The sequence below is a fragment of the Actinophytocola sp. genome (genome assembly GCF_036378875.1).
In the GTDB taxonomy this organism is placed as follows: Bacteria; Actinomycetota; Actinomycetes; order Mycobacteriales; family Pseudonocardiaceae; genus Actinophytocola.
Genome location: NZ_DASUVO010000018.1, coordinates 31,124 through 46,692, shown reverse-complemented (window position 1 = coordinate 46,692; position 15,569 = coordinate 31,124). Strand labels below are relative to the sequence as shown.

At 70.2% G+C, this 15,569-nt stretch carries 18 protein-coding genes and 1 tRNA gene; 10 read left to right on the top strand and 9 right to left on the bottom strand.

From position 1 onward, the window contains the following. The first annotated feature begins 135 nt into the window (after positions 1-135). Together VF106_RS05185 and VF106_RS05180 are read left to right on the top strand one after the other, a co-directional pair. Positions 136-330 (top strand): hypothetical protein, encoded by a 195-nt coding sequence (locus VF106_RS05185; RefSeq protein WP_330838393.1) that lies wholly within the window; start codon positions 136-138, stop codon positions 328-330. A 282-nt stretch (positions 331-612) separates the two neighbouring features. Further along, positions 613-924 (top strand): hypothetical protein, encoded by a 312-nt coding sequence (locus VF106_RS05180; protein ID WP_330838392.1) that lies wholly within the window; start codon positions 613-615, stop codon positions 922-924. A 94-nt stretch (positions 925-1,018) separates the two neighbouring features. On the opposite strand, the gene VF106_RS05175 is transcribed toward VF106_RS05180, so the two are convergent. Continuing rightward, positions 1,019-1,798 (bottom strand): MBL fold metallo-hydrolase, encoded by a 780-nt coding sequence (locus VF106_RS05175; protein ID WP_330838391.1) that lies wholly within the window; start codon positions 1,796-1,798, stop codon positions 1,019-1,021. Continuing rightward, the gene (locus tag VF106_RS05170) at positions 1,795-2,655 is read right to left on the bottom strand and encodes an NUDIX hydrolase (protein WP_524535849.1); all 861 of its coding nucleotides are present in this window, start codon (positions 2,653-2,655) and stop codon (positions 1,795-1,797) included. The genes VF106_RS05175 and VF106_RS05170 overlap by 4 nt, the downstream gene beginning before the upstream one ends. 103 nt (positions 2,656-2,758) lie before the next feature. Here VF106_RS05170 and VF106_RS05165 point away from each other — a divergent pair, with 103 nt between their 5' ends. Beyond that, on the top strand, positions 2,759-3,652 hold the full coding sequence (locus VF106_RS05165; protein WP_330838389.1) for a Gfo/Idh/MocA family protein: 894 nt from the start codon (positions 2,759-2,761) through the stop codon (positions 3,650-3,652). On the opposite strand, the gene VF106_RS05160 is transcribed toward VF106_RS05165, so the two are convergent. From VF106_RS05160 to sp36, 4 genes are read right to left on the bottom strand one after another with little or no spacing between them, the layout of a single operon-like run. Beyond that, positions 3,634-5,103: a hypothetical protein gene (locus VF106_RS05160; RefSeq protein WP_330838388.1), complete on the bottom strand. Its 1,470-nt coding sequence runs from the start codon at positions 5,101-5,103 to the stop codon at positions 3,634-3,636. The two genes, VF106_RS05165 and VF106_RS05160, sit on opposite strands and share 19 nt — an antisense overlap. A gap of 55 nt (positions 5,104-5,158) precedes the next feature. After that, positions 5,159-5,767, bottom strand: a complete 609-nt coding sequence (locus tag VF106_RS05155; protein WP_330838411.1) for a hypothetical protein — start codon at positions 5,765-5,767, stop codon at positions 5,159-5,161. 5 nt (positions 5,768-5,772) lie between these two features. Beyond that, positions 5,773-6,231: a RidA family protein gene (locus tag VF106_RS05150; RefSeq protein WP_330838387.1), complete on the bottom strand. Its 459-nt coding sequence runs from the start codon at positions 6,229-6,231 to the stop codon at positions 5,773-5,775. 46 nt (positions 6,232-6,277) lie between these two features. After that, positions 6,278-6,433, bottom strand: a complete 156-nt coding sequence (gene sp36 / locus VF106_RS05145; protein WP_330838386.1) for a Sp36 family protein — start codon at positions 6,431-6,433, stop codon at positions 6,278-6,280. Between sp36 and VF106_RS05140 the strand changes: the two genes are divergently transcribed. From VF106_RS05140 to bagB, 3 genes are read left to right on the top strand one after another with little or no spacing between them, the layout of a single operon-like run. Beyond that, positions 6,432-6,719: a hypothetical protein gene (locus VF106_RS05140; RefSeq protein WP_330838385.1), complete on the top strand. Its 288-nt coding sequence runs from the start codon at positions 6,432-6,434 to the stop codon at positions 6,717-6,719. The genes sp36 and VF106_RS05140 overlap by 2 nt on opposite strands. A gap of 47 nt (positions 6,720-6,766) precedes the next feature. Further along, on the top strand, positions 6,767-7,771 hold the full coding sequence (gene bagA / locus VF106_RS05135) for an ATPase BagA (protein WP_330838384.1): 1,005 nt from the start codon (positions 6,767-6,769) through the stop codon (positions 7,769-7,771). Continuing rightward, the gene (bagB, locus tag VF106_RS05130) at positions 7,768-8,901 is read left to right on the top strand and encodes an ATPase BagB (RefSeq protein ID WP_330838383.1); all 1,134 of its coding nucleotides are present in this window, start codon (positions 7,768-7,770) and stop codon (positions 8,899-8,901) included. Before bagA ends, bagB begins: the two co-directional genes overlap by 4 nt. On the opposite strand, the gene VF106_RS05125 is transcribed toward bagB, so the two are convergent. Beyond that, on the bottom strand, positions 8,898-9,206 hold the full coding sequence (locus VF106_RS05125; RefSeq protein ID WP_330838382.1) for a WhiB family transcriptional regulator: 309 nt from the start codon (positions 9,204-9,206) through the stop codon (positions 8,898-8,900). The two genes, bagB and VF106_RS05125, sit on opposite strands and share 4 nt — an antisense overlap. A 265-nt stretch (positions 9,207-9,471) precedes the next feature. Between VF106_RS05125 and VF106_RS05120 the strand changes: the two genes are divergently transcribed. Next, positions 9,472-11,961 (top strand): penicillin-binding protein, encoded by a 2,490-nt coding sequence (locus tag VF106_RS05120; protein WP_414638867.1) that lies wholly within the window; start codon positions 9,472-9,474, stop codon positions 11,959-11,961. A gap of 247 nt (positions 11,962-12,208) precedes the next feature. Here VF106_RS05120 and VF106_RS05115 read toward each other — a convergent pair whose 3' ends face one another. Continuing rightward, the gene (locus VF106_RS05115; RefSeq protein WP_330838380.1) at positions 12,209-12,679 is read right to left on the bottom strand and encodes a GatB/YqeY domain-containing protein; all 471 of its coding nucleotides are present in this window, start codon (positions 12,677-12,679) and stop codon (positions 12,209-12,211) included. Positions 12,680-12,758: 79 nt separating this feature from the next. Between VF106_RS05115 and VF106_RS05110 the strand changes: the two genes are divergently transcribed. Together VF106_RS05110 and VF106_RS05105 are read left to right on the top strand one after the other, a co-directional pair. Next, positions 12,759-13,724 (top strand): metallophosphoesterase, encoded by a 966-nt coding sequence (locus tag VF106_RS05110; protein ID WP_414638865.1) that lies wholly within the window; start codon positions 12,759-12,761, stop codon positions 13,722-13,724. Between the two features lie 17 nt (positions 13,725-13,741). Beyond that, positions 13,742-13,815 (top strand) — tRNA-Pro (locus VF106_RS05105). 82 nt (positions 13,816-13,897) lie between these two features. Here the strand turns inward: VF106_RS05105 and VF106_RS05100 are convergent. Beyond that, on the bottom strand, positions 13,898-14,497 hold the full coding sequence (locus tag VF106_RS05100) for a dihydrofolate reductase family protein (protein ID WP_330838379.1): 600 nt from the start codon (positions 14,495-14,497) through the stop codon (positions 13,898-13,900). A 122-nt stretch (positions 14,498-14,619) separates the two neighbouring features. On the opposite strand from VF106_RS05100, the gene VF106_RS05095 reads away from it, so the two are divergent. Continuing rightward, a complete protein-coding gene (locus VF106_RS05095) occupies positions 14,620-15,465 on the top strand; it encodes a COG1361 family protein (protein WP_330838378.1) in 846 nt (281 codons plus the stop codon). Positions 15,466-15,569: the final 104 nt, after the last annotated feature.

Below are 15,569 nucleotides of genomic sequence, written 5' to 3'. Positions count from 1 at the left end.
CACAGCGCGGCTTGGTGAGAGGGCAGGCGGCGGCGGTCCTGGCGCGGCGGCCTGCATGGCGGCTGCATGGCCGCCCGAAGGGCCGCGCTGGGAGCGCTGCGAGGGCCCGGCGCGACGTGAGGAGCGCACGGCGATGTGGCACCTACACGGCTGGCCCGGCGCGACACGGTGGCGCGGCCTGCGCGACGCGAGGAACGCGGCTCGGCGGCGGCACAGTGGGAGGCCTGCGCGGCCCGAGGAACCTGGCTCAGCGGCGGCACGGCGGCGCGGCCTGCGCGATGTGCGGAACGCGGCTCAGCGGCGGCCCGGCGTGCCTGCGACATGGTGTAGCGACACGGCGCGACCCGCCCCGCGGCGCGCGGCAGCAACCCGGCTCGGGTAGCGCAGCGAGCGGCGGCCCGACGGCGCAATGCGGCGGCACGGACCGCATGCCGTGAGGACCAGGCAGCGGCGTGGCGCGTACGCGCTCGACGCAGCTCAGCGGCGGCCCGGCGACACGGCCTGCGCGACCCGAGGAACCCGGCTCAGCGACGGCCCGGCTCGGGGAGCGCGGCACGCGGCGGTCGGTATGGCGGGCCCGGCGGTGCAACGCGGCGGCGCGGTTTGCGCAACGTGAGGAACGAGGCTCGGCGGCGGCGCGGCGCGGCGAGAGAGGACAAGACGGGCCGACGTGTGGCGGCGCGGCGTGTGCTGCGGCCTGGTGTGGCGGCGCGGCGCCTGGTCGGCCGCGACGTCGCCGTCCACGTCCTGCGCGCGGTTCGGCGCAGCGGCCCGGCCTGGCTCGGCGAGCGCGGCACCCGGCGGCCCGGCGTAGTGGGTCGAGCGACGTACCGGCGGCTCGCCGCGGCTCGGCAAACTGGCATGCGAGCCGAACGGCACAAGCTCTCGATGCCGCCTAGCGACGCGGCCCCGGTGCGAGAGTGACCGCGTGCTTCGGCGTCGGGTGCTGATTGCTTCGCGGCGGCTGTTCCGTAGCCGACGGAGGATGTCGCCCGCCCGGGGCGACTTGAGCCCCGGGTCAGGTGGCCTCGCCTGTTGTGCGGAGGTAGTCGAGTTGTGCGCGGACCGACCACTCCGCCGGCGTCCACAGGGACTCGTCCACGTCCTGGTAGACGAGTTCCACTATCTGGCGTGCGGTGGCGTCGGGGCCGAGTTTGCGTAGGGCGTTGCGCACCTGGTCCAGACGTTCCTCGCGGTGGGCCAGGTACTCGCGGGCCGTCGCGGAGATGTCTGGGAGTTCTGGGCCGTGGCCGGGTAGGGCGGGGGTGCCCGTCGGCAGTGTCGCGAGGCGGCCCAGGGTGCCCAGGTAGGCGCCGAGGTCGGAGATCACCGTCGTGCCTCGGCCCAGCATCGAGTCGCCCGTCAGGACCGCGTCTTCCGTTGCCAGGCACACCGAGTCCTCGGTGTGGCCCGGGGTGTGCATCACCTGGATGGACAGGCCGGCGGCATTGACGATCTCGTTGTCGGTGAGCGGTGGCGCGCCCGCGCACAGGGTGGGCTCGAACGCGCGGATCGGCGCCGCGACGCGGGCGGCCAGCCACGCCGCGCCCTGCACGTGGTCCGGGTGGTGGTGTGTGACGAGGATCAACTCGACCTCGCCCGCCGCCTCGGCCACGCGGCTCAGGTGAGGCTCGTCCTCGTAGCCGGGGTCGACGACCACGCACGTCGACGCGCCCGGAGCACGCAGCAGCCACGTGTTGGTGCCGTCTAGCGTCATCGTGCCCGGGTTGTCTTCCAGGATCACCGCCGCGGACGGGGTGACCTGCCGCAGTTCGCCGTAGGCCGGGTGCGCGCTCATCGGCTCAGCCGGTCGTTCGGGCGGGCGTCCAGGTGTGCCGGCGACTCGTCGTACAGCGGATCGCCGGGGAGGACGACTCGAAGAATGTCGCCGTCGCGTGCCACCTTCGGCATGAGCTTCGTGATCACCCGGTCCTGGGACATCGCGTCGGCCACCGTCGGACACTCCTCCAGTTCGGCGAGCGTCGTCCACGTCGGTGGCAGCAGACCGCTGCGGCCGGCTTTCCAGTCCTCGAGCGCCTCCGTGGGGCGCTGCCACCGCGTGTCCTGTGCCTCGGACGTGTCGCCGTCGGCTCGCTGACCCTCGGGCAGTCTGGCCAGGAAGAACCGCGCGTCGAAACGGCGGCTCTCCACGACCGGGGTCACCCACTCCGACCACGGGCACAGCAGGTCGGCCCGCAGCACGAGGCCGGCCTCCGCCAGGAAACCCGCCAGTGAGAGCTGGCGGTTCACCAGTTGGGCACGAGCCGCGGCGAACGGGCGGGCGTCGGCCACCACGCTCGACTCGTCGGGGCCGGCCAGAAGCACGCCGGACTCCTCGAACGTCTCACGCACGGCCGCGCACACCAGTGCCCGCGCGAGCCCGATGTCGCACGAGAAACGCTCCGCCCACCACTCGGGCGACGGGCCGTGCCAGCTGATCGACGTGTCCGCGTCCCTCGGGTCCACGCCACCGCCGGGGAACACGGTCATCCCACCCGCGAACGCCATGCCCATGACGCGTCGCTGCAGGAACACCTCCAGCCCGGCGGCGGTGTCTCGGACGAGCATCACGGTCGCCGCGTCCTTGGGGGTGGCCGGCGGGTCCGGCGGCTCGGGCGGCACCAACCCCGACGGCAAGGCCAACTCCTTCGGCAGCTCACGCACGCTAGGAGCGTACTTCGGCGAAGGACCCGAGAAGTGTGCCCACGATCACCATGACTGGGCGCGCGAACGGTCCCCGAGCTACAAGGATGTGGCCATGAGCGGAGACACGTTACGGGTCGGGCTGGTCGGAGCGGGGCCGTGGGCGCACAAGGTGCACGCGCCCGGGATCGCCGCCCATCCACGGACCGAGCTCGTGGCGGTCTGGGCCCGACGGGCCGAGGCGGCGGCCGAGGTCGCGCGGGTGGGTGGGGCCACGACGGTGGCCAGCTTCGACGAGTTGCTCGGCCAGGTGGACGCCGTCGCCTTCGCGGTGCCGCCTTCGGTGCAGGCGCCGCTCGCCGTGCAGGCCGCTCAAGCCGGGAAACATCTCGTGCTCGAGAAGCCGGTCGCGCCGTCCGTGGCGGACGCGGCTGCGATCGTCGACGCCGTCGAGCGGGCGGGCGTGGTGTCGACGATCATGCTCACCTTCCGGTACGCGGCCGGCACGCGGCAGTGGCTCGACGAGGTGCACCGGATCGGCGGCTGGGCAGGCGGGTTGGCCCGCTGGTTCTCCGGCACGCTGCTCGACACCAAGTACGAGCGCTCCCAGTGGCGGCACGAGGGCGGGGCGCTCGCCGACATCGGTCCCCACGTGTTCGACCTGCTCGACGCGGCACTCGGGCGCATCACATCCGTCGAGCACGCGCGGCTCACCAGCCCAGGGCTGTGGCACATCCTGCTCGGCCACGACGGCGGGCGGCTCAGCACGACGACCCTCTCGATGCACACGCCGGCGCAGCCCGCGATCACCGACTTCGCCGTGCACGGGCCGCACGGGTTCCTCGCCTACGACGCCAGCGGTGACGCCACCGAGCGCTACGCGGTGCTGCTCGACGACTTCGTTGGGCTCGTCGACGCCACAACGACCGAGCACCCGCTCGACGTGCGCCGTGGGCTACACATCCAGCGGGTGCTCGGACTTGTCAGCGATCAGTTGGCCGGCGGGTAACCCCGGTCCTGCGGGGGCACACCGTTGATGATCATCGGGCCGGTGGTCTGGTTCGGGTGGTCGAACGGGCCTGCCGTCGACGGCGGTTTGCCGTGGCGGCCCGAGCGGTCCACGCGCCAGGAACCCGAGTCCGACGACCGTGGCGGGTCCTGCTGCTCGCGTCGCGCCAGCTCGTCCTGCAGTTCCTTCAGCAGGTTGCGTTCCTGCGTGTTGAGGATGTCGTCGACGAACGCCTGGGAGTGCTTGTCCACCCCGCTGGCCGGCGTGGGGGCCGGAGCCAGGCGCGGGCGCGACGGCGGGTCCTGACGGGGCGTCGGGGACGGCTTCGAGTCGGTGCGTGGCTCGTCCCGCACCGCCGGCTGCTCCTCCGCAACGGGCGGCGGGGCAGGCGGCTCGAACGGGTCCTTGCGGACCGCCTCCACCCGATCCTCCACCGGGCCGTCGTCGACGCTGGTCAGGCCGGACGCGCCGATGAGCCCACCCGTCGCGGGTGCCATCATCGTCGGCTGGTCGATGGGCCCGTCGCTGAACGGCGGGTCCTTGCGGACCGGGATCTCGACGTCAGGTGAGTCGATCCGCGGCGCGTCGACGGCCGGAGGCAGATCCCGCACGACAGCCATGCGGGGTGGTTCCACCTTCGGCGGTTCGATACGTGGCGGCTCCGGTGGTACCTCGGCTACCCGGGCGGGCTCCAGCCGCGGCGGTTCCGGGGGCGGGGCCATCCGTGGCGCCTCGACCCTGGCCGGCGCGATGCGGGCCGCCTCGTATGCCGGCTCCACCCGAGGTCGGTTGAAGCCGGGACCGTCAAAAGGGATCTGTCGCGCACTCCGCATCGCCTCCCGGTGGTACTCGCCGGGCTCGATGCCGTCCGTCAGCACCTCGACCGACGCCCGGATGCCGGCGCGGCGAAGCGCGTCCTCCACCCTGTAGGCGGTGGCCGGCGGGAACCCGCCCGGCCCGATCCCCACGACCACGAGCAGGTGCGGCACCGGCCCGGACGACGGACCGGCCGGCGTCAGCCGCCACACACACCAGATCGACCGCACGTCCGGCAGCACGCCCAGCACCGGGCGCACCGCGTCGGCGACGCCCCGCTCCGGCTCGCGCCCGTCGACCGAGCCGATCGCGAACCGATGACGGCCCACGCTCACCCGATCGGTGACCATCAGCCGTTCGATGACGGCCGAGTCGAGATAGGTGTCGGCGAACAGCGCCGCCAGCTCGGCGTGCTGCTCACGGGTGAGTACCACCCGGCCGGCCACGAGGCAGCCGGCGAGGAACTCCAGCGACCGGTCCAGCTCGGCCGACGCGAGCATCTGGCGGGCGTCCGCCAGCGCGTCGTCGTCCAACCTGCCTGCCAGCGTCAGCAGCAGATCATGTATTCGGATCGGCAACGCGACGCCTGGACGGCTCGCGGTGCTCGGTCCCACCCCCCGCGCGACCTGTGTCAACGGTCGGCTCCTTCCCAGCTCTCGTCGACATCGACGGCTTGTGGTGGGGAGCTGCTCACCCCTGGTGCACGATCACCCCGGGCAGCAGCGGCTCGGAAGCCGCCAGTGCCGCGCGATGGTAAGGCGGCAGGTCGATGCCCTCGGGCATGACCTCGACGCCTGGTTCGTGCGCACCAAGAGCACGCAGCACACGCTGCAGCTCCCCGGTCAACCGAGCGCAGCCCGTCGATGCCGTGACGAGCACGATCCGGGTGGCAGGTCCCATCCCGGAACGGTGTCGTCGCCAACTCCCACGCACGTCGACCAACTCGGACCGACCATGAAGGACCGCTCCGAGCACTACTGCTTCGGAGTCCCCCATGTTCACCCTTTCGGGCGACTCCGAGGTGAATGTGTAGTCCACTTCGTCGATTTGGTCCACCCACGGGACGGCATGAAGACGCCCGGCATCGGCGCCCGCGTCCAGCAGGGCGGCGTTGAGCAGCAGCGATTCACGCGCGGTGATCGCCACCCGCTCCCTGAGCAAGGTAAGCGGCAGCGCCCTCGCGAGCGCGTCGAGCGCCTCGCCGGCGAGCCAGTCACGCAGCCGCCACAGCTGCCGGTCGGGCAGCCTGCCCGCCAGCCGCAGCAGCAGCTCGTGGCACGCGTCGACGCGCTCGTCCACCTCGGTCATTCCCCGACCTCCACGATCAACTCGACCTCGACCGGCACGCCGAGCGGCAGCTCAGCCACCCCGACGGCCGAGCGGGCGTGTTGGCCCGCCTCCCCGAACACCTCGCCGAGCAGCTCGGAAGCGCCGTTGACGACCCCGGGCTGGCCCGTGAAGCCCTCGGCGGACGCGACGAACCCGACGACCTTGACCACGCGCGTGACCCGGTCGATGCCGACCAGCGCGTCCACGGCCGCCAGCGCGTTCAGCGCGCACGTGCGGGCGTGGCCCTTGGCCTCCTCAGGGCTGATCTCGCGGCCGACCTTGCCGGTCGCGGCGACCTTCCCGTCGACGAACGGCACCTGGCCGGCCGTGAAGACCAGCGAACCGGACCGGATCGCTGGCACGTAGGCGCCTGCTGGCGCGGGCACCGTCGGCAGCTCGATCCCCAGCTCGGCCAGCCGAGCGGACCAGGTCATGCAGCCACCTCGCCCGGATATTGATGGTTCGCTCCGCAAGCTCCGCTCATGACTTGGGCCGCTTCAGGTAGGCAACCATCTGCTCACCCGTCGGCCCGGGCAGGACGGTCACCAACTCCCAGCCGTCCTCGCCCCACTGGTCGAGGATCTGCTTGGTCGCGTGGATCAGCAGCGGCACCGTGGCGTACTCCCACTTGGTCATGGTGCGCGACTCTATCCCGGTACGGTACGTGGCCGTGGAGGGATGGCGGCTGATAGCCGGCGCGCTACTGGCGGTGAGCGGACTCGTGCTGATGTTGCTGACCATGGCCAAGGTCCGGGAGCGCCGGGGCGCGACCGGCGGCGACGTCGCGGTGGCCGGCGCGATCTCCCTGGTGGTCCTCGTCATCCTGGTGCTGCTCGTGCTGCTGGTGCTACCGGCCGTCGCGGTGTGGACCGTCGTCGTCGTGCTGTGCGGCACGGTGACCGTGATGCTGCTCGCTAGTTGACCCTGTCCGTGAGCGCACAATGGTCGGACCGACCTAATCTGGATGACGTGAGCACCCCTTTGGTCGGTTGGACCGATCAGGTCGCGCATGCGCGTCTCCACGTGGTCACCGGCAAAGGAGGGACCGGCAAGACCACCGTGGCGGCCGCGCTCGCCCTCGCACTGGCCACGGGCGGGCGCCGCGTGCTGCTGGTCGAGGTCGAAGGCCGCCAGGGCATCGCTCAGCTCTTCGACACCCAGCCGCTGCCCTACGAGGAGCGGCGGATCGCGTCCGCGCCAGGCGGCGGCGAGGTCCGCGCGCTGCACGTGGACGCCGAGGCGGCGCTGCTCGAGTACTTCGCGATGTTCTACAACCTCGGTTTCGCCGGCCGGACGCTGCGCAGGATGGGCGCCATCGAGTTCGCCACCACCCTCGCTCCCGGCCTGCGGGACGTGCTGCTCACCGGCAAGGTCAAGGAGACCGTCGGCCGTACCGACTCGCACGGCCGGCACGTGTACGACGCGGTCGTGCTCGACGCGCCGCCGACCGGCCGGATCGTGAAGTTCCTCGACGTCACCAGGGCCATGGCCGACCTCGCGAAGGTCGGCCCGATCAAGGGGCAGAGCGACGGTGTGGTGCGGCTGCTGCACTCCGGCGACACCGCCGTCCACCTGGTGACACTGCTGGAGGAGATGCCGGTCCGCGAGACCATCGAGGCGGTCGAGGAGCTGGACGGCGCCGACCTTCGGCCAGGGGCCGTGATCCTCAACAGGGTGCGTCCGCCTCGGCTGCCGGCACGGTCCGTGACCTCCGCCGCGGGTGGCCGGGTCGACGCGTCCCGGGTACGCAACGGGCTGGAGACGGCCGGGCTCGACCTGTCCGCCGCCGACCTGGACGGCCTGGTCGGGGAGACCGTCGAGCACGCGATCCGCCAACTCGCCGAGCAGCGGGCCCGCGAACAGCTCGCGGAGATCGACCTTCCCGCGGTCGAGCTCCCGGAACTCACGCTGGGGGTCGACACCGCCGGCCTGTACGAACTGGCCGAGGCCATGGTCGAGCAGGGGGTCAGATGACCGGGGCACTCACGGTCGACGCGTTGATCGACGACCCGGACCTGCACGTGATCGTGTGCTGCGGCTCCGGCGGGGTCGGCAAGACCACGACGGCCGCCGCGATCGCGGTTCGCGCGGCCGAACGTGGACGCAAGACCGTCGTGTTGACCATCGACCCGGCACGCCGGCTCGCGCAGGCGCTCGGGCTGCGGGAGCTGGGCAACACGCCGAGGGAGGTCGAGGTCGACGGCTTCGAGCCCAAGGGCAACCTCTCGGCGATGATGCTGGACATGCGCCGCACCTTCGACGACATGGTGCTCGCGCACGCGGGTCCGAAGCGGGCGCAGGAGGTGCTCGCCAACCCGTTCTACAAGACGATCTCCTCGTCGTTCTCCGGCACGCAGGAGTACATGGCGATGGAGAAGCTCGGCCAGTTGGCGAGCGAGGGCCGCTGGGACCTGATCGTCGTGGACACCCCGCCGAGCCGGTCCGCGCTTGACTTCCTCGACGCGCCGCAGCGCATGTCGTCCGCGCTGGACGGGCGCATGATCCGGCTGCTCTCCGCGCCTGCCCGAGGGGGCGGATGGGGCGTGCGGAAGGTCGTCGGCGCCGGGCTGATGCTCTTCGCGAAGGCCGTGTCGACGATCGTCGGCGGCCAGATGCTGGCCGACGCGTCCGCGTTCGTGCAGGCCTTCGACTCGATGTTCGGCGGCTTCAAGCAGCGGGCCCGCAAGACCTACGAGCTGCTGCGCTCGTCCGGCACGTCGTTCGTGGTGGTGGCGGCGCCGGAACCGGACGCGCTGCGCGAGGCGAGCTACTTCGTGGAGCGGCTCGAGTCGGAGTCGGTGCCGATCTCTGGTCTGGTGGTCAACCGCACGCACCCGGTGCTCGCCGGGCTGCCTGCCGCGAAGGCGATCGCGGCGGCCGACAACCTGGAGGCACGCGGCGACGCGCCACTCGCGGCCGCGGTGCTCCGTCTGCACGCGGACCGGGTGGCGGTTCACGAACGCGAACGTCGGCTGCTGGCCAGGTTCACCAAGGCGCACCCGAACGTGCCGGCGGTCAGCGTGCCGGCCATGCCGTCGGACGTGCACGACCTCACCGGTCTGCGCACGATCGGCGAGCGGCTGGCCGGCTCGCCCGACGACTAACCGACCCGGACGTCCTCGTCGATGTCGGTGTGCTGGCGCTTCGCCTCCAGCAACAGCTCGTGCCACGAGTCGACGTCTGGCCGCCGACGCAGCAGGGCTCGCCGCTCCCGCTCCGTCATCCCACCCCAGACTCCGAACTCGATCCGGCCGTCCAACGCCTCGGCCAGGCACTCCGTGCGCACCGGGCACGCGATGCACACCAGCTTGGCCTTGCGCTGCTCCTTGCCGCGAACGAACAACCCGTCCGGATCCTCGTCCCGGCAGGAAGCGTTGACGCGCCAGTCTGTCTGTTCTGTTGTCTGCATAACCCCCGCCCCTACGTGTCGTCACGACCTTGTGACCCCAGGTCCCCCCTTAGGTCCCGAGGCGCCGACGGCCGGCCGCTGGTGCGGACCGTCCTGCCCGGCTGTGTCGTCTGAGACGTTGACGGACTCTAAGCCCCCTCGGTTCCCACGAGAATGGGCGGGGGCACACCCGTTACATAAAGTCAATAACTCACTCGGCTAACCAACGGTCAAATTCGGATCCGCGTACGCTGACCCCGTGCGAGTCGGACGAGGTCTGCTGCAGATGGTCGGCCTGTGCCTGTTGGCCGGTGTGCTCGTGGCCGGGATGCTGTTCCCGGTCTTCGGCGCGATGGGGGTGGCGTCGAACCAGACGTCCAACACGATCAACAGCATCTCCGCGGATCTGGTGACCACCGATCCGCCGCTGATCACCACGATCGCCGACTCGGCTGGCAACCCCATCGCGCGCCTGTACGACCAGTACCGGCTGCCGGTGACGTCCGACCAGATCTCGCCGACCATGAAGGCGGCGCTGATCTCGATCGAGGACCGCCGGTTCTACGAGCACCACGGCGTGGACTGGAAGGGCACGATCCGGGCGCTGATCAGCAACTCCTCGTCGGAGGACACGCAGGGCGCCTCGACGCTCACCCAGCAGTACGTCAAGAACTACCTGATCAACGTGGTGTACCGGGACCAGGTGGGGGTCGAGGAGGACCCGGACAAGGCGGTCGGGCGGGAGCGGTCGCAGGAGCAGAGCGTCACCCGCAAGCTGCGTGAGGCACAGCTCTCGATCCAGCTCGAGCAGAAGATGTCCAAGGAGGAGATCCTCGCCGGGTACCTGAACGTCGTCGAGTTCAACTACCGGGTGTTCGGCATCGGCGCGGCAGCCCAGTGGTACTTCCAGACCACGCCGGACAAGCTGACCGTCACGCAGTCCGCGACGCTCGCCGGGATGGTCAACAACCCGGTGAAGTACGACCCGTGGAAGCGCCCCGAGGAGACCTTGAAGCGGCGCAACCGGGTGATCGACACGATGGTCGAGACGAACCGGCTGTCGAAGGAGGACGCGGCGGCGGCCAAGAAGGAACCGCTCGGCGTCGTGCCCGAGCCGAGCCGGCCGGCCGCCAACTGTGTCGGCGCGGGACCGGAGGCCGGCTTCTACTGCCAGTACGTCGAGGACTACCTGATGAACATCGGGATGTTCTCGATGGACCAGCTGTACTCCGGCGGGTACACGATCAAGACCACGTTCGACGCGCGGGCCACCAGCATCGCGAAGCGCGCGGTCGAGCACCAGGTGTCGAAGTCGACCGACGGCATCGCCAACGCGATGGCGATCGTGCAGCCGGGCAAGCAGCGACACGAGGTCAAGGCGCTGGTCGCCAACCGCGACTACGGCCTCGACGGCCCGGCCGGGCAGACGACCATCGGCTATCCGTACGACGTGATGAACAAGTTCGGCGCCGGGTCGACGTACAAGATCTTCACCGCGGCCGCGTTCCTGGAAAAGGGCGGCGGCATCATGAACCAGATCGACACGCCGTACCAGTACGCGTCCCGCATGTACAAGGGTGGGGCCGACCGGTGCCCGTCCGCCGGCCGGGGCGAGCGGTGGTACTGCCTGTCGAACTTCAGCGAGAACTACCCGGGCCGCATGACGTTGCAGGACGCGCTCGCGACCTCGCCGAACACCGGGTTCGTGATCCTCGAGGAACGGCTGGGCAACATGGACCCGGTCGTCGACATGGCAACACGGCTGGGCCTGCGCGGCACGATGGGGACCAACATGAGCGGGCGGACCCCGGACCCCAGCTCCAAGGACCCGCAGATGAACCAGACCCAGTCGCAGTTCTTCCGCAGCAAGCCGGGCAACCCGGGCAACGCGTCGTTCACGCTCAGCCCGGCCCCGGTGAGCCCGCTGGAGATGGCGAACGTCGGCGCCACCATCATGAGCGGGGGCGTGTGGTGCCCGCCGACGCCGCTGCTGGAGGTTCTGGACCGCAACGGCAAGAAGCTCGACATCTCCAAGTACGAGGAGCCGTGTGAGCAGGCCGTTCCGGAGCCGCTCGCGAACACCCTGGCCGTGGGCATGAGCAAGGACGACACCGGCAGCGGCACGTCCGCCGGCGCGGCACGGCTGTTCAACTGGAACCGTCCGATGATCGGCAAGACCGGCACAACGCAGGCGTACAAGTCCGCCGCGTTCATCGGCGCGACCCCGCAGCTCGCGGCGTCGGTGATGGTGTTCAACGACGGCCCGAAGCCGCGGCCGATCTGCGACTCGCAGGCCTCCGGCGCGCCACTGCGGCTGTGCGGCACCGGCTCGGTCTTCGGTGGCCGGGCGCCGGCTCGGACGTGGTTCGAGGCGATGGGCGAGATCCTCGGCGCGGAACCGGCCTTGCCGCTGCCCGCACCTGACCCCAGGTACCTCAACGGCGGCGACGAGAGCAAGGTGCCGGACGTGGTCGGCGACAGCGAAGCCGACGCAACGGCCCAGCTGCAGAACGCGGGCTACCAGGTGAAGGTCGTGAAGACCAACCGTTCCGAACCCAAGGGCATGGTCGTCAACCAGTCACCACGCGGCGCGGCCCTCCCCGGCGAGTTGATCACCATCTACGTGAGCACCGGGTACGTCCCGCCTGCGCAGACCGAGACCCCGCCGAGCCCGCCGGCAACCCCGCCGGCAACCGGCGGCGAAACCCCGGGTCCCGGCCCGGGTGGCAACAACGGTGGTGGCGGCGGGGGCGGCGGCCGCGGCGGAGGGGGCTAGACAAGACGGCATGTGGTTGGGCTCGTGAGTGATGCCCGCCAGGCCGGCCAGCCTGCCAACCGCCGCACGAGTGGTCATCGGACTCGTGCTGATCGGGCCTCGCGTTGACCGTGCTCGGCCTGCTGGTGTTTGCCCGGTCGACGGTCGTGTCGGTGCAGCGGGCGCCGGACCGCACGACCGTCCTCGTCTCGATTCCTGACTCCGTGGTCACCAGTGGGTGCTCCACACCCACATCGTCCTAGCGGTCTCAGTTCTGCAGGCGGGACTTCACCGCGGCCGCGACCCGGCCACCTGCCGCCCGGCCGGCGACCTTCGTGTTCGCGGCCTTCATGACCTGACCCATCTGACGAGGCCCAGGCGCCTCACCCAGCTGCTCGGTCACCTCGGCGACCGCCTCGGCCACCAGCGTCGCCAGCTCGTCGTCGTCCAGCTGCTTCGGCAGGTACTCCGTCAGCACCGCGGCCTCGTCCTGCTCGGCCTGCGCCTGCTCAGCACGCCCGGCGCCCGCGAAGGCCTCCGCCGCCTCGCGACGCTTCTTCACCTCACGGGTCAGGACGCGCTCCACCTCGGCGTCGGACAGGTCGCGGGCCTCGTCGCCGGCCACCTCCTCCGTGGTGATCGCCGTCAGCGCCATACGCAGCGCCGCCATGCGGGTCGTCTCCCGGGACTTGATGGCCGCGGACAGGTCCGTCCGCAGTCGTGCCTTGAGGTCAGCCATGCGGGGAACATTACTGGTCACGGGTGTTCTCCTCACGGCGATTAACAGCTAGCCGATGGACGTATCTAGGCTGGGGTACGTGGGCAACATCGTGCGAAACATCGGACGTGCGGCACTGGGCGCGACGGCGGTCGGCACCGCCACCCTCGCCTACGCCGCCGGTATCGAACGCAGGCACTGGACGCTGCGGCAGGCCACCCTGCCGGTGCTCGCGGAAGGCGCCCGACCGCTGCGGGTACTGCACATCTCCGACCTGCACATGACGCCCAACCAGAAGTCCAAGCAGCGCTGGGTGTCCGCGCTCGCCGAGCTCAACCCCGACCTGGTGGTCAACACGGGCGACAACCTCGCGCACCAGAACGCGGTGCCCGGCGTCCTGCGCGCACTCGGGCCGTTGCTGAACGTGCCGGGTGTGTTCGTGTTCGGCAGCAACGACTACTACGCGCCGCGCCCCAAGAACCCGGTGCGCTACCTCATCAAGAGCCACAAGCGCGTGCACGGCATCCCCCTGCCCTGGCGTGACCTGCGCGCGGCCCTGATCGAGCGCGGCTGGTACGACCTGACACACGTCCGCCGGCTGCTCACCGTCCAGGGCCAGACCATCGCCGTGGCCGGCGTCGACGACCCGCACCTACGCCGCGACCGCTACTCCGACATCGCGGGCAAGCCGGACCGCACCGCCAGTCTGCGCCTCGGCGTCACGCACTCGCCCGAGCCCCGTGTGCTGGACTCCTTCGCAGAGGACGGTTACGACCTGGTCATGGCCGGCCACACCCACGGCGGCCAACTGCGCGTACCCGGCTACGGCGCGATCGTCACCAACTGCCAGCTCGACCGCACCCGCGCCCGCGGCGCATCACGGTGGGGTGCCCACATGTGGCTCCACGTGTCCGCCGGCCTCGGCACGTCGCCCTACGCCCCGGTCCGGTTCGCGTGCCCTCCCGAAGCGAGCCTGCTGACGCTCGTACCCCGCGGGACCAGCGGTTCTGCCGCACACGACGCCGCAGACGGTGCCCGGTTCGGGGCCGGCGCGGACGTCGGCTAAACTTCTGTCCGTACCACCGGGGTGTGGCGCAGCTTGGTAGCGCACTTCGTTCGGGACGAAGGGGTCGCAGGTTCAAATCCTGTCACCCCGACGGTGGCCAGGCCCAGTCCGTTCCACAATGGACTGGGCCTGATTCGTCTCTCGGGCACCCGACGTTTTCCGTGGCGAGTCGCTTATTTGTTGACCCGGTAGCGCAGGTGCGTGACGCCGGTGCCTTCGACCACCGTGATGGGGCCATCGAACTCCACCGGGGTGGCGGCGAGTTCGTCGAACAGTTTCTTGCCGCCGCCCAGCAGGATCGGCACCAGTTCGATACCGACCGCGTCGAGCAGGCCGGCTTCCAGGCACTGGCGGGCCATCTGGCCGCCGTTGACGCCGACGTTCTTGTCACCGGCCAACTCTTTCGCCTTGGCCACCGCTGCCTCGATGCCTTCGGTGACGAAGACGAAGTTCTCGTCGTCCTCCGGGCGATCCACGGGGCGCTGGTGGGTGAGCACGACCGTGGTCACGTTCATCGGGTGGCGGCCGCCCCACGCGTTTGTCATGTCGTAGAGGTACCGGCCGACGAGTAGTGCGCCGGTGTTCTCCCACTCCGACTTGATCAGTTCGGCGCTGGCGGCGGAGAGGCGGATCGGTGGTACGTCGGGGCTGGCGGACGGGATCTCGACCTCGCCGTTGCCGTACCACTGGAACAGCAGGTCGAAGCCGCTTTCTTCTGGTCCGGCGATGTAGCCGTCGAGGGACATCGTGGCACCCGCGCTGACCTTGCCCATGTCATTGCCTCCTTCGCGGTCCCGGTAAACCGTCCATTATGGAATTCCAGAATCCCAGTGTAACGGCCGTGGGGGTTTTCGCGAGTTTCTTGGCGGTATCCCTCGACGGAAGAGGTTCGACAATGGGCTTGCGACGCGGGCTTTCGGTTGTTCTCGGGATTTTGCTGGGGATTGCTTTCCTGTCCTCCCCGGCGGTTGCGGCGCCTCCCGCGCCCAGTGCCATCAGTGTCAGTTCCACGCAACTCGCTCCAGGTCAGGAGTTCACTGTCTCCTTTGAGCTGTTCAACGCCGACACGTCCACGATCACGTCCGTCAATGCTCAGCTGGGCACGGTCGGAACGAACATTGTGGACCTGCTCGACCTGGTTTCCTGCACCGGAAGTGTGTCGGTTTGTCACCCCACTCTGCATACTTTCCGGGGGCCTGTCGGGGATCTCGTGCCCGGGGCGACGCGCACGGTGGTCTTCACCTTCCGGGTCAAGGAAACCGCCGCGGCCGGCGGCTACACGCTGGAGCACCAGTTCATCGGCGGGAACTTCGCGTTCGCGCCCGGGACCGGGCCGGTGCTCACCATCACGCCGCAGGCGGCCGATCTCGCCGTTTCGCTCGACGCCTCGCCGAAGGGGATCCTGACCTCGAAGGTCACCTACACCGTCAAGGTGAAGAACAACGGTCCAGGAAACGCCTCCTCTGCGCGGATTTCCGGGCACTACGCTGCCGGCTTTTCCTGGAACAGCGGGAACGGCTGCGTGCGGACGACGGGTCAGTCGGTTCGGTGTGACTTCTCGGCCATCCCGGTCGGGGGAAGTGCCACCGCGTCCTTCTCCGTCAACGCCGGGCTGCTCGCCATCGGTTCGTTCACGACATCGGTTTCCCGGACCAGCAGTTCGCCTGCGGATCCGGTGAGTGGCAACGACAATGCCAGCCGGTCCTGCTCGGCGATCACGGGGCTGCTCGTGCTGTGCTGACAGATCGGCACCAGGTCAGGTCCCGGCCGTACACCCCTGCGGCCGGGACCTGACCGTTTTGTCGGTGGTCGGTTGTAGCTTGCGTCCATGGCCACTCGGTGGAG